Source organism: Arthrobacter liuii, from assembly GCF_014639275.1.
Lineage (GTDB): Bacteria > Actinomycetota > Actinomycetes > Actinomycetales > Micrococcaceae > Arthrobacter > Arthrobacter liuii.
In genome coordinates, this window is the sequence record NZ_BMFW01000020.1 from 33,988 (window position 1) to 56,517 (window position 22,530).

Below are 22,530 nucleotides of genomic sequence, written 5' to 3' on the forward strand. Positions count from 1 at the left end.
TCACTGCCAAACGGTGATGCCAGCCTACCTGCGCGGAGGCCGTAACCTGTCAACCATGACGCATCTCCCCACTGCCGGTGGATCCGTTCGCGGCGCCTCCCTGGAGACTGACGGGACCACCATCCATCGGTTCCTGGGCATCCCGTATGCCCAGCCGCCGTCGGGAGCCAACCGCTTCCGGCCGCCGGTCCCGGCGTTGCCGTGGACCGGCGTGCTGGACGGCACTGCTCCTGGCCCCGCAGCGCCCCAGAACCCCGAAGCCCCGGCACCCCCGGGCGCCAGGCCCCGCCTCTGGAGCGAGGACGCCTGCCTCAACCTGAACATCTGGACGCCTGGCACGGATGGTCCGGGCAGACCGGTGATGGTGTGGATCCATGGCGGCGCGTACCTTCTGGGATCCAACAGTGATGGAATGTACGACGGCGCGAGGCTCGCCGCTGCGGCGGGCGCGGTGCTGGTTTCCATCAACTACCGGCTGGGTGCCCTGGGCTTCCTGCACCTTTCGGACCTGCTGGGGCCCGGTTACGAGGACTCGTCCAACCTTGCCCTGCTGGACCAGCTGGAGGCCCTGCGCTGGGTCAGCCACAACATCGGTGCGTTCGGCGGCGACCCCCGGAACGTGACCCTCTTTGGTGAGTCCGCAGGTGCAGCCGCGATCGGCACCCTGCTGGGCATGCCGGCATCGGAAGGGCTCTTCCACCGGGCCATCATGCAAAGCGGCACGGCGGAGCGGTACCGCCAGCCAGAGGACTCCGCGCGCATCAGCTCCGGTTTCCTTGAGTTATGCGGCCTGGACAGCCGCTCCGCCGACCAGCTGTTGACCCTCCCTGTTGAGCGGCTGCTGGCGGCCCAGGCAGCCCTGGAACGGCACTCAGCGGCGCAATCCTTCGCGGTTCCGCTGCCGTTCCAGCCCACTGTGGGGACGCCGTCGCTGCCGCGCCCGCCGCTGGAAAGCGTAGGGGACGGGCTCAACGGCCACGTTGACCTGCTGATCGGAACCAATCTCAACGAGGGGTCTTTCGCTGTGGAAATGCGTCCTCCCTCCACCGCTGACCCGGGCTATCCGGACCGTGCCGCCGCGGTCCTCGCCGGGGCCGGAATTCCGCCGTCACAAGCACCCGGCTACACGGAAGCACTCGCCCGGGTCCTGTCGCGGGAGCCGTCCGGCAGGGAAGTCCTGGAGGCGGCCATCGCGGATTCCATGTACCGCCAGCCCAGCAACCGGCTCCTGGCGGCACGCGGGCAGGCAGCCCGGACCCGCGCCGGCGGGAAGAACTTCGCCTACCTGTTCACCTGGCGCAGCCCGGCCATGGGCGGAAAGCTCGGCGCCTGCCATGCGCTGGACATCCCCTTCGTCTTCCGGCACCTGGACGAACCTGTTGCCGCCTTCCTCACCAGGGGCAAGGCGCCGCAGTCCCTGAGCGACGCCATGAGCGGGGCTTGGGCGTCCTTTGCCCACGCCGGAACGCCGGACACGGCTGGGCTGCCGTGGGCGGAGTACGGGCAGGAGCGCCGCACCATGGTGCTCGACGACGAACCCCGGCTGGAAGCCGACCCCCGGCGGGAGATCCGCGAGTTTTTCGACGCCGTCAGGCCGATGCCAGCGAGTTGAGCGTGTCCCGGATACCGTTCAGGGCCGGATCGCGCAGGGAATTGAAGGCAGGTTTCAGGAGCGGCTGGATGATCCTGAACGGCCCGTTGATGCTGAACTCGGCCGTGTATTTCACCACCGAGCCGGTGCCGCTGGGGCTGACGTCGATAGAATCAAAGGACGTCACGGTCTTGTTCTCACCGCGCAGCTTGATGTGGTTGTTGGTCAGCTCGATCACCTCGTAGACCAGGGCCTGGCGCTTCCCCCGGAACTCGGACTCGGCGTGGTACTTGTGCCCCACCGCCACCGGTCCAGGGGTGATTTTGTCCATGACGGGGGTGTTGGGGTCCCACTTGCTGGTGTTCTCGAACTCACTCATGAAGGCGAAGGCCTTCTCCGCGGACAGGTTGGTTTCCACACTTCCGGTGACTGTGATCATTACCCCAGTCTAGGAGTACCCAGCAGCCGGGCGGCAGCGTCTTCAACCCGCCGCCCGGCCGGGCTAGCAGGACTCGAAGTCGGTGAGGACCTTGACCTTGCCCGCCGAGGCCGACGCCGGATCGAACGTATAGCCGATCCATTCCTTCGCCAGCCGCCGGGCCAGCTCGATGCCCACCACGCGCTGGCCCATGGTCAGCACCTGGCAGTCGTTGGAGAGGATCGAGCGTTCCACCGAAAACGAGTCGTGCGCGGCGGTGGCCCGGATGCCCTCCACTTTGTTCGCGGCGATGGCTACCCCGATTCCGGTGCCGCAGAACAGGATGGCGCGGTCGGCTGCCCCATCCCTGATCTTCTCGCCGGCTGCGATGCCGACGTACGGGTAGGGCCTGGTGAAGTCATCCGGCGCATCGGTGCGGTTGACCCCGATGTCGATGACCTCGCTGACGCGGGGGTCGTTGCGCAGGTCCGCCAGGACCTTGTCCTTGTAGTCGACGCCGGCTTCGTCCGCGCCGACAATGAGCCGCAGCCCCATGGTGTCTCCTTCCGTCGTCATTACTTTGTGGCAGCTTGTGCTGCCGTGGTCTGTGCAGTGCCGTTGCCGGGCGCTGCCTCCCTTGCGGTGCCTGTGAAGTGCGGGCCCATGACGGCAAAGACCATGGCCAGGGAGGTGGCCCCGGGGTCCGGCGTGCCCAGGCTCTTTTCGGCCAGGGGGCGGGCCCGGCCCTTCAAGGGAAGAAGGTCCGCGGTGGCTTCCGCGGCTGCAGCGGATTCCTGCGCTGCTTCCTGCCAGGCCCGGCCGGGCTCCACGCCCTCAGCCACAGCGCGGCTGAAGGCGGTGGCGAAGGGCAGCAGGGCGTCCACCATGGTCTTGTCGCCGGTTTCGGCCTTGCCCAGTTGAACGATCCGGTCCGCAAACGCGGCCACGCCGGCGGCGAGCCCGGGTGCGCCAGGCGCCGTGGAGTTGCCCAGGGTTTCGCCGAAGGCACGCAGTGCAGCGCCCCACAGCACGCCGGACGTCCCTCCGGCTTTGTCCGCCCAGGCGTCACCGGCAGCTGCCAGCACGTCGCCGGCCCCGGCGCCCTGCTCCAAGGCGGCGGCGGCGGCCTGCTCCAAGGCGGCGGCGGCGGCCTCCGCGGCAGCATCCACTCCGCGAACCATGCCGCGGCCGTGGTCCCCGTCCCCGGCAATGGCGTCCAACCGCCCCAGCCGCTCCTCGGCGTCGTGCAGCGAGGTGCGCGCGGCACCGATGGCCGCGGCGCAGGCGGCGGCGTACGCGCGGGAGGCGGCTGTGGCGACGAACACGGCAGAGGCCGTGCCGGCGTCGGACGTCTCCTCGGCTGAAAGCGCCCCCGTTTCCTGCGCGGCGTTGCCGCGGCGGTAGGCGGGCGTCTCAGCAGGGGCTACCCACAGCGGTTCCAGCTCTTCATCCAGCCAGGTGACGGTCAGCGAGACGCCGGCCATGTCCAGGCTGGTGACCAGTTCGCCAACTTCCGGCATGACCAGCGTGTACCCGGCTGCGCGCAGCAGCGGGGCCACGCTGCCCCACAGGACGAAGAGCTCCTCGTGCTTTGTGGAACCAAGCCCATTGAGGATGACGGCGAGCCGCTTGCCGGCGTTGGGCGGCGTTTCAGAGAGCACCCGGGCCACCAGTTCCTGGCCCAGTTCCTTGGCGGAGGGCAGATTGGTGTCGTGCAGGCCCGGCTCGCCGTGGATGCCAAGGCCCAGGCCCATCTGGCCTTCGGGAAGGGTGAACAGCGGGGCGTCGGCGCCCGGGAAGGTGCAGCCGGCGAACGCGCTGCCGATGGTGCGGGTCAGGTCATTGGCCTTGCGGCCCAGGCGGACCACCTCGGCAAGGTCCGCACCATTCTCCGCGGCGGCGCCCATCACCTTGAAGACGGTGAAGTCGCCGGCGATGCCGCGGCGCTTGGCGGATTCCGACGGCGGGGCGCTGGCGATGTCGTCCGTGACCAGCACGTTCTCCACGGCGATGCCCTCGGCGGCCAGCCGTTCACTGGCCATGCCGAAGTTCATCACGTCACCGGCGTAGTTGCCGTAGGTGAAAACGACGCCGGCGCCGGATTCCGCTGCCTTGGCCACCGCGTACGCTTGCTGGGCGGAGGGCGAGGTGAAGATGTTGCCCACCACGGCGCCGTCGGCGAAACCGGCGCCGATCAGCCCGGCGAAGGCCGGGTAGTGACCGGAGCCGCCGCCGGCCAGGACGGTAACTTTGGGGGTGGCCGGCCGGAAACGGCGCACTGCGCCGCCGGGAACCTGCCGGACCAGGTGGGAGTGGACGTCGCAGAAGCCGGCCAGGGCTTCCTCGGCGAACTCTGAGGGGTCGTTGAAGATTTTGGTCATGGTGGGTTCTCCGGCGTTCGCGGTCTCGTCAGGTGGGGGCTGTCAGGTGCTGTTAGTGGATGTGGCTGCCGCCGTTGATGTCGATGGTGGTGCCGGTGAGGTAGGCGGAGTCCTCGGAGGACAGGAAGGCGATCACGGAGGCAACTTCTTCCGTGGTGGCGTTCCGGCCCAGCGGGATCCCGGCGTTGATGGCTGCTTCCTGTTCATCGGTGCTGCCCACGCGGATGTTGGTGTCCACGGCGCCAGGGGTGATGGCGTTGACGGTGACACCGGTGGTGCCGAGTTCGCGGGCCAAGGCCTTGGTGAAGCCCAGAATGGCTGCCTTGGCGGCGGAGTAGGGGACCTTGCCGAAGACGCCGCCGCCGCGCTGGGCGGATACGGAGGACATGTTCACGATCCGGCCCCAGCCGTTATCGATCATGTCCGGCAGGAAGGCCTTGGTCACCAGGTAGGTGCCGGTGGCGTTGACATCCATGACCTTGTGCCACAGCTCAAGGGTGGTCTCCAGGAACGGGATGGGCGAGGTGATGCCGGCGATGTTGGCCAGGGCGCCGACGGGCGGGAGGTTGCCGGCGGCAACTTCGGCGGCGACGGCGGCCTGGGCGGCGGTCACGGAGGCTTCGTTGGCGACGTCGATCCCGTGGCCGAAGGCGGGAACGTTGAACTCGTTGCCGATTTCGGCTGCGACCTTGGCGGACTTCTCGCCGTCGAGGTCAAGGATGACGATGCCCCAGCCGTCGCGCGCGTAGCGGCGGGCGGTGGTGATGCCGATGCCCCGGTCCGAAGTTGCTCCGGTGAGGACGGCGGTGCGCTGGATGGTGGCCATGGTGGTGCTCCTTGAATTTGTTTTTATGGATCGATTGCTCCCTACCGGCTCCCAACCTTCGCAAGCTCAGGTCGGGGCCCTCGCCGGCAGGGGCCCACGTAGTTGCCGTTAGGGGCCCCAACGGCATCTACGCAGGTGGGGCTCAGATGAGGTCGGTGATGAAGCTTGCTGCCTTGCCGGCGGCTGCCGGGCGTTCGTCATTGGTGATGTCCCGGGTCTCCAGTTCGAGCGAGAAGTGGCCGGTGTAGCCGTCGGCGGCGAGCCGCGTCAGGCCGCCGGCGAAGTCCGCCTTGCCGTTGCCGATGCTGAGGTTGATGTTCCCCGGCACTGCATCGCGGAGGTGGACGTGGCTGATGCGGTCCTGGTGCCGGTCCAGGTATGCCTGGATGTCCTCGCCGGCTGCGGTGATGTGGCTGAAGTCCATGACGATTCCGACTCCGGATCCGGACAGCCGGTCAGCCAGCAGTCCGGCGCGCTCCAGGTTCCAGCAGAACCGCAGGAAGTGAAGGGATTCAGTCCAGAGTTCGACGCCGAACCCGGCAGCGCGATTAGCTGCACCAACGAGCTGGGCGGCAATGAGGTCCAGGTCATCGCCTTCGCTGCGGACCGGGGTGTGGTCCAGGGCACCGCACGGCAGGACCAGCGCTTTGGCGCCGATGTTGGCGGTGAGGGCGAGCAGTGCGTCCAGGTGGCGTTGCCTTGCGGCTGTGCCGTCGGCGTCGAACTCCTTGTTCAGGTCCCCGATGTCCCCGTTGACCGAGCGTACCCGGAGGCCGGAGGCGTTGACTTCAGCCGAGACGGCTTCGACGGCCGCGGCATCGAGTTCGTACGGTACGTGGTCGCATACGCCGGGCAGCGCGCCGAGGTCGATCTCTTCGAAGCCCAGCCCCTTCATGGTGCGCAGGGCGTTGCCCAGGTCCTGGTGCCGGAAGCTGATGGATGAGCACCCGAGTCTGGAATGGAACATCATTGATCCTCTGGTTCGTACCGAGCTGTAGTGATGGGGACCACAGTACAGTCGTTAACTGTCAACAGTCAACTCTCAAAGTTGACTGTTGACAGTGCAGATGATGTGCGTCACACTGGGTCGTACCATTTGTTAACAGTCGACAGCGGCGCGTTCCTGCAGCCGCTTTTCGAAAGGGAACCACCATGAGCAAAGATGCTCTGACCATGCGCGGCCCGGTCCACGGCACCAAGGACGCCCGGCGAGTTGCCATTGGATCCGGCGTGGGGGCCGTGATTGAGACGTACGACTTCATCGGCTTCGGCACCGCTGCCGCACTGTATTTCGGAACTGCATTCTTCCCCGGCACCGATCCCGTTACGGGCACCCTCGCTTCCTTCGCCACCCTGGGCGTCGGCTTCGCAGCCCGTCCCCTGGGCGGCATCATCGGCGGGCACCTGGGCGACAAAGTGGGCCGCAAGCCCGTCCTGGTCGCCTCCCTCATCCTGATGGGCCTGGCAACCTTCGCCATCGGACTGCTGCCTACGTACGCAGCAGTGGGGCTGCTTGCTCCTGCGCTGCTCGTCTTCGTCCGCATCGTCCAGGGCCTGGCCTTCGGTGCTGAATGGGGCGGTGCCATCCTGATGAGCTACGAACACGCTCCCTGGAAGGCCAAGGGCAAGTACACCGGCATCGTCCAGGCCGGCTTCCCCGTAGGCCTGCTGCTGGCCAACCTGACCTTCCTGTTCAGCGTCCAGCTGGGCAACGAACTGGCTTGGCGAATCCCGTTCCTGGCCAGCATCCTGCTGGTGATCGTGGGCCTCATCATCCGCTCCAAGGTCCCCGAGTCCCCCGTTTTCGATGAGGTCAAGGACAGCGGCGCCATTGTGAAGGCACCCATCGTGGAGGTCATCAAGACGGACTGGCGCAACATCGTCAAGGGCATCGGCCTGCGCATCGCCGAGACCGCCGGGTACGCCGTGTCCATCACCTACATGATTTCCTACCTCAACAGCCAGCACCTGGCGGACAAGAGCCAGACCCTCATCGCACTGTGCATCGCCTCGGCCATCGGCATCTTTGCCACCCAGGCCTGGGCAGCGCTGACGGACCGCATCGGCCGCCGCCCGCTCTACATCTGGTCCACCGCGTTCGCCGCCCTCTTCGCGATCCCGATGTTCCTGCTGGTCAACACCGGCCTGTTCATTGCCATCATTCTCACCATCGTGATCTCCTACGCTGTCTGCCAGAACTCCCTTGCCGGCGCCCAGGGCGCCTGGTTCCCGGAGCTCTTCCAGGCCAAGACCCGCGCCTCCGGCGCGAGCCTGGCGTACCAGATCTCGGCCATGGTTTCCGGCTTCACCCCCTTCATCACCACGCTGCTGTTTGTCAGCTTCGGCTGGATGGGACCGGCACTGCTCTTCGGTGCCTACGCGCTGATCGGCCTCTGGGCGGCCGTCGCCACCCGGGAAACCTGGGGCAAGCGCGAACGGGACCTGGCCGACGAAGCCACCAAAAGCACCCCCAACACCGTCAACGCCTGAATGACCACCGCGCACGAAACAACCACGGAGCAAGCAATGCCTACAGAGACCCTCCAGGACGCAGCCCCAAAGGGACGAGCACTGCAGCCCGCAGTGAGCCCGGAACGCGTGGACAAGATCGGTGCCGCTGCTTACCGGATCCGGCACCACGCCCTGAACATGGGTGAGGTCCAGGGCCAGGGCTACGTTGGCCAGGCCCTCGGCGCGGCGGACATGCTCGCCACGGTTTACGGTGACCAGTTGCGGTTCAAGGCCGAGGATCCGCACTGGGAGGCCCGCGACCGGTTCCTGCTCTCCACCGGGCACTACGCGATCGGCCACTACGCGGCCCTCGCAGAGGCCGGGATCGTCCCGGTGGAGGAGCTGGAAACCTACGGCTCGGACGATTCCCGGCTGCCGATGTCCGGGATGTCCACCTACACGCCCGGCATGGAAATCTCCGGCGGCTCCCTGGGCCACGGCCTGACCATCGCCGTCGGCATGGCCCTGGGCCTGCGCTACCAGGGCTCCCCGGCGCGGGTGTTCAACTTCCTCTCCGACGGCGAACTGGACGAGGGATCCACCTGGGAGGCCGCGATGGGCGCGCACCACCACCAGCTGGGCAACCTCACCGCCATGGTGGACATCAACGCCCTGCAGGCCGACGGCAAGACGGACACGGTGCTGCGCACCGAGCCCGTAACGGAGAAGTGGGAATCGTTCGGCTGGTACACCCAGCGGGTGGACGGCAACGACGTCGGTGCGCTGCTGGCAGCCTCCGACAACGCAGCGGCCCAGGCCGCCGCCGTCGGACGTCCCTCCGTGATCCTGTGCGACACCAAGGTGGGCCGCGGCGTCCCGCTGCTGGAAAACCGCGAAAAAGCGCACTTCATGCGCATCGAAGAACACGAATGGCAGACCTGCCGCGAGCAGCTCACCGCCGGCTACGAAGGAAAGGCTTCAGCATGAGCACCACCACCGAGGCCCCCGACACCGCGGCAGCCGCTGCAGCGGCTGCTACGGCAGCCAAGCCGAAGCTGAAGACCTCGGCGATGATCGCCTCCTTCGCCGACTCGGGCCAGAAGACCTTCAACGCACCTTTCGGGCACGCCCTGGTCAAGGCCGCACAGGAAAACGACAAGATCGTGGGCCTGACCGCTGACCTGGGCAAGTACACGGACATGCACATCTTCGCCCAGGCGTTCCCGGAACGGTTCTTCCAGATGGGCATGGCCGAGCAGCTGCTCTTCGGCGCAGCCGCAGGCCTGGCCGAAACCGGGCTGGTGCCCTTCGCGTCCACCTACTCGGTGTTCGCAGCCCGCCGCGCCTACGACTTCCTGTGCCTGGACGCGGCCGAGCCGAACCTGAACGTGAACATCGTGGGCGGCCTGCCGGGCCTGACCACCGGGTACGGGCCCAGCCACCAGGCCACCGAGGACATGGCGATCTTCCGCGGCATGCCCAACCTGACCATCGTGGACCCCTGCGACTCGATCGACATCGAACAGGCCGTCCCCCAGCTGGCAGCATCCGATGGGCCCACGTACCTGCGGCTGCTGCGCGGCAACGTCCCCACCGTCCTGGACGAGTACGGCTACACGTTCGAGCTCGGCAAGGCCAAGGTCCTGCGCGGCGGCAACGACGTCGTGTTCATCTCCTCCGGCCTGATGACCATGCGCGCCCTCCAGGCAGCCAAGGCGCTGGCGGCACACAACGTGGACGTCGCCGTCGTGCACACCCCCACCATCAAACCGTTCGACGCCGAAACCGTCCTCAAGGAAATCAACACCGACCGGCTCGCCGTCACGCTGGAAAACCACTCCGTGGTGGGCGGCCTGTTCGAAACCGTCGCCTCCGCCGTCGTCACCGCCGGCCTCGGCAAACGCGTCGTCCCCGTGGCACTGCCGGACCAGTTCCTCGACGCCGGCGCACTCCCCACCCTGCACGACCGCTACGGACTCGCCGTAGACCGTATCGTCGCGAAGGTCCTCGCCGAACTCGGCTGAGGGCAACGGTCCCATGCAGAAAGCACGGCGCCGGTCCTAAGCCAGTGCCATGCTTTCTGCCGTACCATCGAATTTACTCCCGACTGTAAACAGTCGACTTATGACATTGAGGACAGAAGCCATGGCCGGACTGACCGCCCCGCTGCTGGGACTGGAAAAGAAGAGCCTGCGCGAGCAGGCGCTCTCGGCGCTGAGGACCGCCATCACCAGCGGGGAGCTGGAGCCCGGGCGGCACCTGGTGGAGACCGAGCTGTCCGAGATGCTGCAGATCAGCCGGGGCACCCTTCGGGAGGCCCTTCGCCAGCTGGAGCAGGAGGGGCTGCTGTCCGCAGGGCCCCGCGGCCGGCTCTCGGTCCGGCACCTGGACGAGAAGGAAATCCGGGACATTTATGCTGTCCGGGCAGCCCTGGAGTCCCTTGCAGCCCGGACGCTGTGCGAACTTGCCGACCGACAGCACGTCACCAAGTCCCTGCACCAGGCCATTGATGTCATGGCCGCAGGGGCTTCCGGATCCCTCGAAGAGCGGATCGAATCCGACCTTGAGTTCCACCGCACCCTCTGCCGGCTCACCGGCAACGAGACGCTGCTGCACTCCTGGGAGTCCCTGGAAGGCTCCATCCGGATGTCGATCATGTTCGCAGGCCTGGAGAAGGGCGTCAGGAACATGAGCGTGGACCGGCACCGGGACATCGTGGCAGCCATCGATACCGGCGACGCCGCGCTGGCCCGCAAGACCATCCTGGAACACATGGACACCGCCGCCGCCAACCTGGTGGCATAACTCCCCGGAACCTTCCAGGCCGCAGGTGCCGCAGGTGCCGCCGGCCCGCGTGCAGGGAATCCTCGCGGCCTCCCGGCCGTTAACCTACTGAGCGGTAAATAGCCGCGGCGTTAACGAGGGATGGTATGACCGCAAAGTTTGTGTCAGTTGAGGACGATGCCGGCAAGGTTACCCGGTATGCCCGCCACGACAACGGCGGAGGGCTTATCGCGCCGGGAGCCAGCGTGGCGGACAGTGCCCGCATCGGCTCAATGACCTATGTGGAACACGGCGCGGAGGTGGGCCCCGGCTGCAGGATTGGACACGGCACCTGGATTGACCGGGGCGTCATAATCGGCGACCGCACCGTGATCGGCGATGGCGTGCGTATCGGCAGGGGCACGGTCATCGGTAACCGCGTGCACATCGGCAGCCATACACGCATCGGCTCCAGCGTGCTGATCGAGCACGGCGTCCACCTGGATACGGACAGCACGGTGCCCGACGGCAGCCAGGTCCTCTCGGGAGCCCATTCACGGCTCGCGCCGGCAACGCACCGGCAGCACCGCAAAATCAAGGGCAAGATGGCCGCTTAGGCCCGCGCTGGGAAATCGTGCCACTCTATGGCCTGCCCTTCACGGCAGCCCCTCCCCACACCGCGAGCAGCAGTGCCACCAGCAGGAGGCCGGCGTCGCCAAGGTCTATCGAGGCGAGCCACGCGGTAGCGGGATCTTCCAGCCGAAATGCGGCCTGGCAGAAGCCGCCCAGGGTAATCACGGCAATAAAGAGCGCCGAGACAGCGGAGAGGCCTGTGACCAGCGCGTTGAAGCCGAGCTTCCGCTGCTGGTCGTCCAGGGCCGAGCGGTACATCCGCATCATGGCCAGGCCGTTGAGTGAATCGCACAGCGTCATGGCGGCAGCGAAGGCCAGCGGCAGCGCGAGCAAGGCGATGGGTGGCACCCCGGCCATCGAGGCCGCCGTCGTCATGATTAGCAGACCGATGGTGGTGGCAGTATCGAAGCCCAGGCCGAAGAGGAAGCCGATCACGTAGATGTTCCGCGGCCGCCGGACCCTGGAGAGTGGCTTAGCGAGCAGCCGCGCCACCAGTCCCTGCGGCTCCAGGTCCCGCGCATCGACAGGGGCGCCGCGCCGGCAGCGACGGTAAGCCCGGGCCGAGCGGGCGAAGGCGGAGCCGTTGAACAGGCCCATGGCCAGCAGGAACAGGCCGGACACGCCGCTGCCGATCAGCCCCAATATGAGGTTGCCGGAGGTAAGAGGGCAGCGAGGGAGGCCATCAATGCTTCCTCAGGTTTAGCGGCCCCTGCCCATACCAGCGTTCCCGCAGGACGTCCGTCCAGGATCGAAGCAGGCGGTTCAGTTGGTCCGTGCTGTTGGAGAGGCTCCGCAAAACCAGGCCGGTGGTTCCCGCGACAGTCTGCGTCAGCGAGATGCCGGTCACTGCGTCATGGCCGGCGGTCAACCCGTGCAGTTCGTCGGCGAGCGCCTGGTCCACCCGCCCATCCACCACCACGAGCGACCCCAGGTGGCTGAAACCTTCCATGAAACCGAGGCCGGTAACGTCGTGGAGCGGCGGCCGGATCAGCAGGTTGTCCAGCGCGAGCAGGTGCGTCCCACCCGATCCGTCGTCCACCCGGATCTCGTTCCTCAGCCGCACTTCCTCGTACCGGAACGCTGCGCCGTCCGGTGACCAGCCCGGCGTCACCACCTCCGCCATCACCAGGGACGACGACGGCTGCAGGGTCACGGCGGTCCGTTGCCGGTAGCTGGCCTCCCGGTAGGCGATGAGCTGGTCCGGCATGAGCTCCAGCCGCGCCCCCTCCCCCAGCCGCACAGTCATCCGCTGCTCGGCAAAAGACCCGGGAGTCCGGTAGACCTTCGTGGCAGATTGAGTGGTCAGCAGGAGAGAAGCAGAGTCACCAACCTTCACATCAAGGACAAAGAGGTCCGACCCAAGATAAGCCCCGCCAGGATTAACGACGACATAGCAAACCTGCCCAGAGTCATCCAGAAAATGAGGGCGCAAAACCCTCAGGGCACCCTCATGGAACTGGCGCGAGGCAAGGGACCTTCCCCCGCGCGCCTCGACGCCCAACTCCAAACGACCTCTCACTGGGCGAACAGCGGACGCGGATGAAGGGGGCCGCGGCGTGGCGGGCACCGCGAAGCGGGCACGGCCCCCTTCATCCGCGGGCGCCGCCCAAGGTGATTGAACGCTGGAACTGTTGGAGGTCATTGCGCCAAATCAAGCATCAGGACGTCGTGCCTTATCCAACCGATGACCTTGTCCAGGCCCTCGTCGGTTTTGAGGTTGGTGAAGCAGAACGGCTTGTTTCCGCGGAATTCCCTGGAGTCCCGTTCCATAACTTTGAGGTCAGCTCCGACGTGGGGTGCGAGGTCGGTTTTGTTGATGATGAAGAGGTCGGACTTGATCATGCCCTGGCCGGCTTTGCGGGGGATTTTTTCGCCCTGGGCCACGTCGATGATGTAGATCGAGAAGTCGACGAGTTCCGGGCTGAAGGTGGCGGAGAGGTTGTCTCCGCCGGATTCGACGAAGATGACCTGCAGGTCGGGGTGCCGGGTTTTGAGTTCCTCGATGGCGGCGGTATTCATGGAGGTGTCTTCGCGGATGGCGGTGTGCGGGCAGCCGCCGGTTTCGACGCCGATGATCCGGTCCAGGGGCAGGATGCCGTTGGCGGCAAGGATCTTGGCGTCTTCGATGGTGTAGATGTCGTTGGTGATGGCGGCCATGGAGATGTCGCCGCTCATGTGCCGGGTGAGCCGCTCCACGAGCTGGGTTTTGCCGGCGCCGACGGGTCCGCCGATGCCGATCTTGATGGGTTCAGCCATTGTTCCTCCTAAGTCAACAAGCTCGGTTAGCTCATGAACATCCGGGCACGTTGGCGTTCGTGCCGCATTTGTGAGATTTCCAGTCCGGGGCTGACGGCCCCGAAGTCGTCCAACGTCAGGTGCGGGATCCGTTCGACGGCGGCAGCAACGGCGTCGGCCGCTTGCCTGAGCAGCCGTTGGCCGGCGTTCTGGCCGAGCGGAATGGCCCGTACGGCGTTCTGCGTGAGGGAGGTGACGGTGGCGAAAAGGTACGCGGCGAGCGCTTCCGGGAGCGGCACGCCCAGGGAGCGGGCGACGACGGCGAACGCCAGCGGCTGGTGCCCGGCGGCCCGGCCGGCGGTCACCAGGCCCCGGTACAGTTCCAGCGCAGGCGAAGGAAACACCTCGCCACCGATCTCGAGGAGCCGCGACCCCATTTTCAGGCTCGCCTCCCGGACCTGCCGCGGCAACAGGGAGGCGGAGAGAAGAGCATCCAGCTCCCCAAGATCAACCCCCTCATAAAACAACCGAATGGCAAGACCATCCGAGTAAGTAAGCGGCTGCGAGATGAACGCGGACAACCACCCACCAAAACCAGCCTCATCAGCAACAACACCGGCGTCAACGTACGCCTCAAACCCAAAGGAGTGGGCAAAAGCCCCAGTAGGAAGCGCAGAGTCGACCAATTGCTGAAGAGCAAGCTGGTAGCTGCCGCCGCACCCAAGGTGCCGCTGGTACTAGTGCGAGTGTTCAGCATGGCGGAAAGGTACAGGGAGGACCCGTTCCTGGCGGGTATAGGGCACGGCATTGTGGCGGAGGTAGTCCTCGACGGTGTGGTCGTAGGCGCACACCATGACGTCGGCCCCATACTCGCTCTCCGTATCGAAGAACTGTGCCTGGAGGTGCCGGTTGCCGAGGGAGTGCGCGGTGGTGCCCATTTCGGTGATGGTCTTTGGTGCGATGACCAGGACGTCGGTGGGCAGCACGGACACGACGATCATGTTGGTTTCGGCGATGTGGAGGATGTCGCCATCGCGGAGGTCGCCGGAGCCGGAGGGGAGGCGGATGCCGATCTCGTTGCCGTGGTCGGTGGTGGCACGCTGGATGCGCTTGACCAGCTGGGCGCTGGGGAGGACCACTTTCTCGCGGTGGAGCCCGGCGTAGGTTTCGGTGTCCGGCAGGTCGTGGAGGTTGCCGAGGACTTTTGCGATGATCACGGAGGGGCTCCTAGAAGAGGAAGTAGCGCTGCGCCATGGGCAGCACATCGGCGGGCTCGCAGGTGACGTCCTCGCCGTCGACCGTCACCTGGTAGGTTTCCGGGTCCACCTGGATATCCGGCGTGGCGTCGTTGTATTTCAGGTGGGCCTTGGTGAGGCTGCGGATGCCAGAGACGGGCCGGATGACCTTTTCCAGCCCGAGCTCGGCGGGCACACCGGCGTCGATCGCTGCCTGGGACAGGAACGTGATGGAGGACTGCTGCACTGCTTTGCCGAACGCGGCGAACATGGGCCGCATGGTGCGCGGCTGCGGTGTGGGGATGGAAGCGTTGGCGTCCCCCATCAGCGCATACGCAATCTGCCCGCCCTTGAGCACCAGTTCCGGTTTGACGCCGAAGAACGCGGGGTCCCAGAGGACCAAGTCGGCGAACTTGCCCACTTCCACGGAGCCCACCGAGTCGGCGATGCCCTGCGCAAGGGCCGGGTTGACCGTGTACTTGGCCACGTACCGCTTGAGCCGGAAGTTGTCGCTGCCCGCACTGCCGTGAGTTCCGCCGTCGGCATCTTCCAAAACCCCGCGCTGCTTCTTCATCTTGTCCGCCACCTGCCACGTGCGGGTGATGACCTCGCCCACCCGGCCCATGGCCTGGGAGTCGGAGGAGGTAATGGAAAAGATGCCCATATCCTGCAGGACGTCCTCGGCGGCGATGGTTTCGGCGCGGATGCGGGAGTCCGCGAAGGCCACGTCCTCGGGGATGTCGGGGTTGAGGTGGTGGCAGACCATCAGCATGTCCAGGTGCTCTTCGATGGTGTTGCGCGTGTACGGCAGCGTGGGGTTGGTGGAGGCCGGCAGGACGTTGGGCATGCCCGCGATCTTCATGATGTCCGGTGCGTGTCCGCCGCCGGCGCCTTCGGTGTGGAAGGTGTGGATCACGCGGCCGTTGATGGCGCGGATGGTGTCCTCCACGAACCCGCACTCGTTCAGGGTGTCGGTGTGGATGGCCACCTGCACGTCGTATTCGTCCGCGACAGTCAGGGAGGTGTCGATGGAGGAGGAGGTGGCGCCCCAGTCCTCGTGGACTTTCAGGCCGATGGCACCGGCGCGGATCTGTTCGGCGAGGGGTTCGACGGCGGACGCGTGGCCCTTGCCGAAGAAGCCAAGGTTGATGGGCAGTCCCTCAGCCGCCTGAAGCATCCGCTGGATGTGCCACTTGCCGGGCGTCACGGTGGTGGCTTTGGTGCCCTCCGCCGGGCCGGTCCCGCCGCCGATCATGGTGGTGACGCCGCTGGTCAGGGCCGTGGGGATCTGGTCCGGGGAGATGAAGTGGATGTGGGTGTCGATCCCGCCGGCGGTGAGGATCTTCCGTTCCCCGGCAATGATCTCAGTGCTGGCGCCGATCACGATGTCCACGCCGTCGGTGATCTGGGGGTTGCCGGCCTTGCCGATCTTGAAGATGTGCCCGTCCCTCAGCGCCACGTCGGCCTTGTAGATGCCGGTGTAGTCCAGGATGACGGCGTTGGTGATGACGGTGTCCGGCACACCTTCATCCCGGGTGGCCTGGCCGTTCTGGCCCATCCCGTCGCGGATTACCTTGCCGCCGCCGAACACCACCTCCTCGCCGTACACGGTGAGGTCTTCCTCGATCTCGAGGAACAGTTCGGTGTCCGCCAGGCGGATTTTGTCCCCGGTGGTGGGGCCGTAGAGGTCTGCGTACTTCCGGCGGGGGATCTCGAAGCTCACTGGGTGTCGCCTTCCGTTACCGGCCCGCCCGGGCGGGTGCCGCCGTCGAGCCTTCCGTTGACCGCGTTGCTGAGCCCGTACACCTCACGGGACCCTGCCAGTTCCACCAGCCGCACGCTGCGTGAATCTCCGGGTTCGAACCGGGCAGCCGTTCCTGCCGGGATGTCCAGGCGCCGGCCGTACGCTGCTTGCCGGTCAAAAGCCAGGGCTGCGTTGGCCTCGGCGAAGTGGAAGTGTGAACCCACCTGGACAGGCCGGTCGCCGGTGTTGGTCACGTTAACGTCGATTGCCTCCCTGCCAGCATTCGCTGTAATGGGCTCCGGCCGGAGGACGTACTCGCCTGGAATCATTGCCGCGCTCCTTAGCGGATGGGGTTGTGGACGGTGACCAGCTTGGTGCCGTCAGGGAAAGTGGCCTCGATCTGCACCTCATGGATCATTTCCGGTACACCTTCCATGACGTCTTCGCGGGCGAGCAGCGTGGTGCCGTAGCTCATGAGGTCGGCGACGCTCCGGCCGTCCCGCGCGCCCTCGATCAGTTCGTAGCTGATGATGGCCACGGCCTCGGGGTAGTTGAGCTTGAGGCCGCGCGACTGCCTTCGGCGGGCGAGATCGGCGGCCACCACGATCAGGAGCTTTTCCTGCTCACGCGGCATCAGATGCATGGGGTTCCCTTCGACGGCCTGGGGTGTGCTGCCAGCGTAAGCCCGGCACGTTTCCGCCAGGTTTCAGGAGGATCAGCCGGACGGAACGCTAGGGCGCGGATTCCCTGACCTTCAGCTCAAACCCGGCTTCAACGTGCACGCCTTGCCCGGAGGTCTCGCGGCCGGCGATCCGGTCCAGCAGCAGGCCGATCGACCGCTCTGCAATCTCGTCCATGCCCGGTGAGACGGCGGTCAGGGACGGGGCCGCGAACCGGGCCTCGTCGATGTCGTCAAAACCGGCCACGGCCACGTCCTGCGGCACCTTGACGCCGCGGATCAGCAGCTCATGCATGGCCCCGAGCGCAAGGACGTCATTCAGCCCGAAGACGGCATCGAACTCCACGCCGGTCTCCAGGAGGCCGGCCACGGCGGCGGCGCCGGTGTCGCGGCGCCACTCCGCGGGAGCCACCAGCGCGGCGTCGAACGGGACTCCCGCGTCCTCCAACGCCTTCCGGTAGCCGTTCAGGCGCAGGCCAGCGCTCCCGGCGGACTCATCGGGGCCGGCACCGATGACGGCAATCCGACGACGGCCGGCGGCCAGCAGGTGCCTGGTGAGCGCAGCCGCGGCTTCCTCATTCTTCATGGTGACCAGGTCAAAGCGGGGATCCATGATGTGTTCGCCGAGCATCACCAGCGGTTTTTTGCCGGCGCGCGCGGCGATGGCGTCCGCGTCCACCACCAGCGGCGTGAACAGCAGGCCGTCGGTGAGCTGGCGGAAGGTTCCCTGCAGGGCGCCGAGCTCAACGGAGGGCTCGGCGTCGGACTGCTCCACCATCACCCGGTAGCCATGGCGGGAGGCGGCCTTCATCAGCTTGGACGCCAGCTCGGCATAGTAGGGGGCGGAGAGGTCGGACAGGACCAGGCCCAGCATTGACGTCTTGCCGGACCGGAGGCTGCGGGCGGTGAGGTTGGCCTCGTAGCCCAGTTCTGCGATGGCGTCCTGCACGCGCTGTTTAGTGGCGGGGCGGATGAATTCGTAGTCGTTCAGGACATTGGAAACCGTCTTGAGGGAAACGCCCGCCGCCCTCGCGACGTCGTTCATCGTGACTGCCATTAACGTTCTTTTCCTGCCTTTGCGGCCGCCTTGGCCGCCTGCTTGCTGGCGCGGACCTTGACCAGGGAGTCGGGATCCACGATGTCCGCCACTGAGCGGTAGCAGCCGTCTTCGCCGTAGTGGCCGGCGGCTTCACGCCATCCCGGCGCTGCGAGCCCGCGCTGCTTGCCGAGCAGGGCCAGGAAGATCTTCGCCTTCTGCTCGCCGAACCCCGGGAGCGCCTTGAGCCTGCGCAGCACCTCGGCACCGTCCGGCGAACCCTTGGTCCAGATGGCGGCCGCGTCCCCCTCCCACTCATTTTGGACGGCCTCGGCGAGCGCCTGCACGCGGGCGGCCATGGACCCCGGGAAGCGGTGCACGGCGGGCCGCTCCTTGAACACCTCCACGAATGCAGCGGGATCCTGGGCGGCGATGGTTTCAGGCTTCAGCGATCCGATCCTGGCGCGTATCTTTTCGGGCCCGGCGAAGGCCGATTCCATCGTCACCTGCTGGTCCAGCAGCATGCCGGTCAGCAGGGCGAAGTCGTCCTCGGTCAACAACTTGTCCGCGGCGGGATCGCCAGTGATGTGCAGTTCCATGCCGTCCATCCTCCCACCTGCGGCCCGCCGTCGTCATAAGGACCTTCGCGCCAGGTCAGGCGCCGACTGCCAGCCGGATCATGGACCAGGACACGGCCGGAAGCTCGGCGGTGAGCCGTCCGCCGTCGACCTTTACCGTGCCGTTCTCCGACGGCAGGACGGACGTGGAATCATCCGCGCTGGCCTGCCAGTACGGATCCTTGTTGGCGTAGGTCACCGCCTCCACCACCTTGGTGTTCCCCAGCCCTGCCACGGCGGCGTCCAGCGTGAGCGCCTGGCCGGCCGAGCGGTTCACGACGAACACCACGGCCTCACCCTTGTCCGCGTCATACGTGGCGACGGCGGACAGTGCGGCAAAGTCCGCCGTCTTGCCGCCGCTGACCAGCGGGGATTCGACGGCGAGCTGCAGCACAGTGCCGGACGCGTGCCGGGAGGTCAGGGCGAACGGGTGGAAGGTGGTCTGCTTCCACGCCCGGCCGCCGGGCTCGGTCATGATGGGCGCGATGACGTTCACCAGCTGCGCCAGGCTGGCCGAGTGGACGCGGTCCGTGTTCCGGAGCAGTGTGACCAGGAGGTCCCCCACCACCACGGCGTCCGCCACCGTGTAGGTGTCCTCCAGCAGGACGGGGGCCACCGGCCAGTCCCTGCCGGTGGGCACCTTGGACTCATCACGGCTCATGTGCCAGACGTTCCATTCGTCGAAGGAGATGTTCACCTGTTTGGTGGACTTCTTCACCGACTTCACGTGGTCAATGTGGCTCACGATGTCATGGATGAAGGCCTCCATCTTGTGCCCGGCGGCCAGGTGTTCCTGCAGGTCGCCGAAGTCCTCGAAGTATTGGTGCGCGGAGATCAGGTCCACGAGCTCGTAGGTTTCGGACAGGACCACGCGCTCCCACTCGCCGAAAGTGGGCATGGTGGGTCCGGAGCTGCCGCAGGCCACGAGTTCGAGGCCGGGCTCGATCATCCGCATGGCGCGGGCGGTGTCCGCCGCGAGCCGGCCGTACTCCAGCGCGTTCTTGTGGCCGATCTGCCATGGCCCGTCCATCTCGTTGCCCAGGCACCACATTTTGATGCCGTAGCCGTTCGCGGCCCCGTTGGCGCGGCGCTGCTCCGAGAGGGCGGTCCCACCGTCGATGTTGCAGTATTCCACCAGGTCCAGTGCCTCCTGGACGCCGCGGGTGCCCAGGTTCACGGCCATCATGGGTTCCACGCCGGCCTTGGCCGACCACTTGGCAAACTCGTCCACGCCCACGGTGTTGGGGTCAGTCGAATGCCAGGCCAGGTCCAGGCGGACGGGGCGCCGGTCCACCGGGCCCACGCCGTCCTCCCAGCGGTAGCCGGAGACAAAGTTGCCGCCCGGGTAGCGGACGGTGGAAACGCCCAGTTCGCGGGTCAGTTCAAGGACATCGGTGCGGAAGCCGTCCTCATCGGCGTCATGGTGCTCCGGTTCAAAGATTCCGGTGTACACGCACCGTCCAAGGTGCTCCACGAAAGCGCCAAAGGTACGACGGCGGACTGGCCCCACGGTGAATGAGGGATCGACGGTGATTCTTGCTGCTGCGGGTTCCGGCTGGGTCACGAAGGCATCCTCGGCTTGATTTTTACAACGTTATAGAAAACATTGTTGGGCGCGTTGCCCCGGGAGTCAAGTGTTCGCCGTGCCCTCCCGTCCAGGAGTTACGTGCGGGCCGCGGTCCTCCGGGACGGCCCACCTGCGGAAACGCCCCCAGCAGGGCCGGGCCCGCTGCCTCCAAGTAATACCTAATCGAAAAGACAGGTACCTGCTACGCATTCGCCGGGGCTGGACGGCAATTAGGTTTTTCACTGAGGCAAGACCTGTTCTGGCTCTAGGTACTTGGCTCACTAGGGGGGTGTGAGACCGGCAATGCGTTCACCACATACAGGCCCAGACTTCCCGGTCCGCAGGACCCGGGTAATAGGCGGGGCCGGCGACGAGGAGTCCTTCGAGACCAAGGGCTCTCCCCCAGCCGTCGCCGGCCCTCTTGCCCCTTCAGGCCCCCCAACGGTCCGCGCACCGCTGCCTGCCGCGGCCCGGCGCGAGAACGGCGGCCCCGGCAACCCGGCCCTTTTGCTGGACCTGGTCAACGGCGCCCAATCCCTGGCGGACTCCTTGGATCTGCTGGTGGCGGCCTCGGCCGGACACGTGGTCAGGACCGCGGGCTTCGATGTCGGATGCGGCCTGGTGCTGCACCAGCCCAAGCGGAGTCCGGCCATCACCGGCACCACTGACGAAGTGGTCCGCCTGCTGGACTGGGAACGGGAAGCGGCCGAGGGTCCGGTGACCGACGTGATGTCCGGCGGCCATCCCGTGGCGGTGCTCCAGAGGAATGGGGACTTCCGCTGGCGGAACTACTCGAGCCAGCTGCAATCGGCAGGCTTCGGCAGTGCCCTGGCGGTACGGCTCCGCCTGGACACGAATGTGCCGGCCGACGACGGGATCCCCGGCGGCAGCGACCTCGGCCAGTCCAGCGCCGCCCTTGCCTTCTTCGCGCAGGATTCAAAAGCGTTCCCCCTCCAGGCCATCGCGGAGGCGCGCACCTTCGCAGCGCTGGCAACCAGAAGCCTCCAAATGGCCATCCACCTGCACACGGCCCGTTCGCTGGCCACCGACCTCCGCTCGGCACTTGACAGCCGCACGTCCATCAACGTGGCCTGCGGCGTGATCATGGCGCAGAACAGGTGCTCCTACCAGGAGGCGTTCTCCATCCTGGCCAGGGCTTCGAGCCACCGGAACATCAAGGTGCGCAAGGTGGCCGAAGATATCCTGGAACGCCTGCCGGAAGGCACGCCGGACTCACACTTCGGCCGCTAGCCGGGCGCCGGTGCGGCGGTGCTCGCGCGGAGGACCAGTTCCGGCGCGACCACGGTGGAGCTCACCGGGGCCCCGGACTCGATTTCCTGAAGCATGATGTCCATGCAGCGGCGCCCCAGCTCCTCGAAGTCCTGGCGGACCGTGGTCAGCGGCGGCGTGAAGTACCCCGCTTCCGGCTGGTCGTCGAAGCCCACCACGGAGACGTCGTCGGGCACCTTGACGCCCGCCTCGGTGAACGCGCGCAGCAGGCCCAGGGCCATCTGGTCGTTCCCCACGAAGATGGCCGTCGCTGTGCGCCCGGACGCCAGCCTGCGGCCGATTGCGTAACCGCTGCCCGCGCTCCAGTCCCCCTCCACCAGAAGGGATTCGTCCAGCCCCGCTTCCCGGAGCGCGGCACGCCAACCCTCCGCGCGCTCGGCACCGTCCGTCCAGTCGGGCGGCCCTGCGATGTGGCCGATACGCTGGTGGCCTTCCTTGATGAGATGTTCGACGGCGAGCCTGGCGCCGCCGCGCTGGTCCACCATTGTGCCGCTGACGGAAGCGCTGCCGGCCGAGCCCACCGCCACCACGGGCACGGGCAGATTCATTTGCTCCAGCACGGCCAGGGTGTCCGAGTGCGGCACCAGCACGGCGATCCCGTCCACGGCCTGGTCCATGAAATGGCCCACCGCATCGGAGATGGCGTCCGGGCTGATCTCCCGCAGTGCGGCGATACTGACAAAGTAGCCGGCATTGCGGGCTGCATGTTCAACGCCCAGCAGGGTGTTGGCCGGGCCGTACTGGGAGAGCTCGCTCGCCAGCACGCCGATGGTCTGCGAGCGCCGCGTGACCAGGCTCCGGGCAGCGGTGTTGCGCCGGTACCCCAGCTCCGCAATCGCCGCCTCCACCTTTTCCCGCGTCGCCTTGCTGACGTTGGGGTGGTTGTTCACCACGCGGGAGACGGTCTGGTGGGAAACGCCGGCCACCTTGGCCACGTCTTCCAGGCGCGGCATCCGGCCCTTGCTGGTTTTTGCCATGTGCCTATTGTGCCTGTTGCAGTCCCCGCGCTTGCCGTAGTGGTGGGGTGCAGATTGCGGGTCCCGCCGCACTGAATCCTTGCGTGC

The 22,530-nt window shown here is 66.7% G+C and carries 23 protein-coding genes and 1 pseudogene; 7 read left to right on the forward strand and 17 right to left on the reverse strand.

The annotated features are described in order from the left end of the window. Positions 1-55 precede the first annotated feature (55 nt). Positions 56-1,612 carry a carboxylesterase/lipase family protein gene (locus IEW19_RS16455; protein ID WP_188572677.1) on the forward strand — a complete coding sequence of 519 codons (1,557 nt, stop codon included), beginning with the start codon at positions 56-58 and terminating at the stop codon, positions 1,610-1,612. On the opposite strand, the gene IEW19_RS16460 is transcribed toward IEW19_RS16455, so the two are convergent. The 5 genes from IEW19_RS16460 to IEW19_RS16480 all read right to left on the reverse strand — a co-directional run bounded on the left by IEW19_RS16460 (position 1,590) and on the right by IEW19_RS16480 (position 6,183). After that, complete coding sequence (locus IEW19_RS16460) at positions 1,590-2,030, reverse strand: SRPBCC family protein (RefSeq protein WP_188572678.1); 441 nt, start codon at positions 2,028-2,030, stop codon at positions 1,590-1,592. The two genes, IEW19_RS16455 and IEW19_RS16460, sit on opposite strands and share 23 nt — an antisense overlap. A 63-nt stretch (positions 2,031-2,093) precedes the next feature. Next, entirely contained in the window at positions 2,094-2,585 is a 492-nt protein-coding gene (locus tag IEW19_RS16465; protein WP_308420010.1) for an RpiB/LacA/LacB family sugar-phosphate isomerase, read from the reverse strand. After that, positions 2,585-4,390 carry a dihydroxyacetone kinase family protein gene (locus IEW19_RS16470; RefSeq protein WP_188572679.1) on the reverse strand — a complete coding sequence of 602 codons (1,806 nt, stop codon included), beginning with the start codon at positions 4,388-4,390 and terminating at the stop codon, positions 2,585-2,587. Before IEW19_RS16470 ends, IEW19_RS16465 begins: the two co-directional genes overlap by 1 nt. Before the next feature lie 52 nt (positions 4,391-4,442). Continuing rightward, complete coding sequence (locus IEW19_RS16475) at positions 4,443-5,216, reverse strand: SDR family NAD(P)-dependent oxidoreductase (protein WP_188572680.1); 774 nt, start codon at positions 5,214-5,216, stop codon at positions 4,443-4,445. 142 nt (positions 5,217-5,358) lie between these two features. Beyond that, positions 5,359-6,183 (reverse strand): sugar phosphate isomerase/epimerase family protein, encoded by an 825-nt coding sequence (locus IEW19_RS16480; RefSeq protein ID WP_188572681.1) that lies wholly within the window; start codon positions 6,181-6,183, stop codon positions 5,359-5,361. Positions 6,184-6,368: 185 nt separating this feature from the next. Between IEW19_RS16480 and IEW19_RS16485 the strand changes: the two genes are divergently transcribed. The 5 genes from IEW19_RS16485 to IEW19_RS16505 all read left to right on the forward strand — a co-directional run bounded on the left by IEW19_RS16485 (position 6,369) and on the right by IEW19_RS16505 (position 11,047). Then, positions 6,369-7,706 (forward strand): MFS transporter, encoded by a 1,338-nt coding sequence (locus IEW19_RS16485; protein WP_188572682.1) that lies wholly within the window; start codon positions 6,369-6,371, stop codon positions 7,704-7,706. Positions 7,707-7,742: 36 nt separating this feature from the next. After that, positions 7,743-8,654 (forward strand): transketolase, encoded by a 912-nt coding sequence (locus IEW19_RS16490; protein WP_188572683.1) that lies wholly within the window; start codon positions 7,743-7,745, stop codon positions 8,652-8,654. Beyond that, positions 8,651-9,691 carry a transketolase family protein gene (locus IEW19_RS16495; RefSeq protein WP_188572684.1) on the forward strand — a complete coding sequence of 347 codons (1,041 nt, stop codon included), beginning with the start codon at positions 8,651-8,653 and terminating at the stop codon, positions 9,689-9,691. The genes IEW19_RS16490 and IEW19_RS16495 overlap by 4 nt, the downstream gene beginning before the upstream one ends. Before the next feature lie 121 nt (positions 9,692-9,812). Beyond that, positions 9,813-10,472 carry a GntR family transcriptional regulator gene (locus IEW19_RS16500; protein WP_188572718.1) on the forward strand — a complete coding sequence of 220 codons (660 nt, stop codon included), beginning with the start codon at positions 9,813-9,815 and terminating at the stop codon, positions 10,470-10,472. A 125-nt stretch (positions 10,473-10,597) separates the two neighbouring features. Next, a complete protein-coding gene (locus IEW19_RS16505; RefSeq protein WP_188572685.1) occupies positions 10,598-11,047 on the forward strand; it encodes a DapH/DapD/GlmU-related protein in 450 nt (149 codons plus the stop codon). A 25-nt stretch (positions 11,048-11,072) separates the two neighbouring features. Here the strand turns inward: IEW19_RS16505 and IEW19_RS16510 are convergent. The 11 genes and pseudogenes from IEW19_RS16510 to arfA form a co-directional block, all read right to left on the reverse strand. Further along, positions 11,073-11,723: pseudogene (locus IEW19_RS16510) on the reverse strand (HoxN/HupN/NixA family nickel/cobalt transporter); the annotation flags it as partial. 22 nt (positions 11,724-11,745) lie between these two features. Then, positions 11,746-12,705: an urease accessory protein UreD gene (locus tag IEW19_RS16515; protein ID WP_188572686.1), complete on the reverse strand. Its 960-nt coding sequence runs from the start codon at positions 12,703-12,705 to the stop codon at positions 11,746-11,748. Then, positions 12,702-13,319 carry an urease accessory protein UreG gene (gene ureG / locus IEW19_RS16520; RefSeq protein ID WP_188572687.1) on the reverse strand — a complete coding sequence of 206 codons (618 nt, stop codon included), beginning with the start codon at positions 13,317-13,319 and terminating at the stop codon, positions 12,702-12,704. Before ureG ends, IEW19_RS16515 begins: the two co-directional genes overlap by 4 nt. 26 nt (positions 13,320-13,345) lie before the next feature. Next, the gene (locus IEW19_RS16525) at positions 13,346-13,984 is read right to left on the reverse strand and encodes an urease accessory protein UreF (RefSeq protein ID WP_188572688.1); all 639 of its coding nucleotides are present in this window, start codon (positions 13,982-13,984) and stop codon (positions 13,346-13,348) included. 51 nt (positions 13,985-14,035) lie between these two features. Next, positions 14,036-14,515, reverse strand: coding sequence for an urease accessory protein UreE (ureE, locus tag IEW19_RS16530; RefSeq protein WP_188572689.1), 480 nt, complete (start codon positions 14,513-14,515; stop codon positions 14,036-14,038). 10 nt (positions 14,516-14,525) lie between these two features. Then, on the reverse strand, positions 14,526-16,256 hold the full coding sequence (ureC, locus tag IEW19_RS16535) for an urease subunit alpha (protein ID WP_188572690.1): 1,731 nt from the start codon (positions 16,254-16,256) through the stop codon (positions 14,526-14,528). Then, entirely contained in the window at positions 16,253-16,606 is a 354-nt protein-coding gene (locus tag IEW19_RS16540) for an urease subunit beta (RefSeq protein ID WP_188572691.1), read from the reverse strand. Before IEW19_RS16540 ends, ureC begins: the two co-directional genes overlap by 4 nt. Positions 16,607-16,617: 11 nt before the next feature. Then, positions 16,618-16,920 (reverse strand): urease subunit gamma, encoded by a 303-nt coding sequence (locus IEW19_RS16545; protein ID WP_188572692.1) that lies wholly within the window; start codon positions 16,918-16,920, stop codon positions 16,618-16,620. An 88-nt stretch (positions 16,921-17,008) separates the two neighbouring features. After that, positions 17,009-18,013, reverse strand: coding sequence for a LacI family DNA-binding transcriptional regulator (locus tag IEW19_RS16550; protein ID WP_188572693.1), 1,005 nt, complete (start codon positions 18,011-18,013; stop codon positions 17,009-17,011). After that, complete coding sequence (locus IEW19_RS16555) at positions 18,013-18,600, reverse strand: HhH-GPD-type base excision DNA repair protein (protein ID WP_188572694.1); 588 nt, start codon at positions 18,598-18,600, stop codon at positions 18,013-18,015. The genes IEW19_RS16550 and IEW19_RS16555 overlap by 1 nt, the downstream gene beginning before the upstream one ends. A 46-nt stretch (positions 18,601-18,646) precedes the next feature. Continuing rightward, positions 18,647-20,173, reverse strand: a complete 1,527-nt coding sequence (arfA, locus tag IEW19_RS16560; RefSeq protein ID WP_188572695.1) for an arabinosylfuranosidase ArfA — start codon at positions 20,171-20,173, stop codon at positions 18,647-18,649. A gap of 306 nt (positions 20,174-20,479) precedes the next feature. Here arfA and IEW19_RS16565 point away from each other — a divergent pair, with 306 nt between their 5' ends. Further along, positions 20,480-21,427, forward strand: a complete 948-nt coding sequence (locus IEW19_RS16565) for an ANTAR domain-containing response regulator (protein WP_229748530.1) — start codon at positions 20,480-20,482, stop codon at positions 21,425-21,427. Here the strand turns inward: IEW19_RS16565 and IEW19_RS16570 are convergent. Beyond that, positions 21,424-22,443: a LacI family DNA-binding transcriptional regulator gene (locus tag IEW19_RS16570; protein WP_188572696.1), complete on the reverse strand. Its 1,020-nt coding sequence runs from the start codon at positions 22,441-22,443 to the stop codon at positions 21,424-21,426. The two genes, IEW19_RS16565 and IEW19_RS16570, sit on opposite strands and share 4 nt — an antisense overlap. Positions 22,444-22,530: the final 87 nt, after the last annotated feature.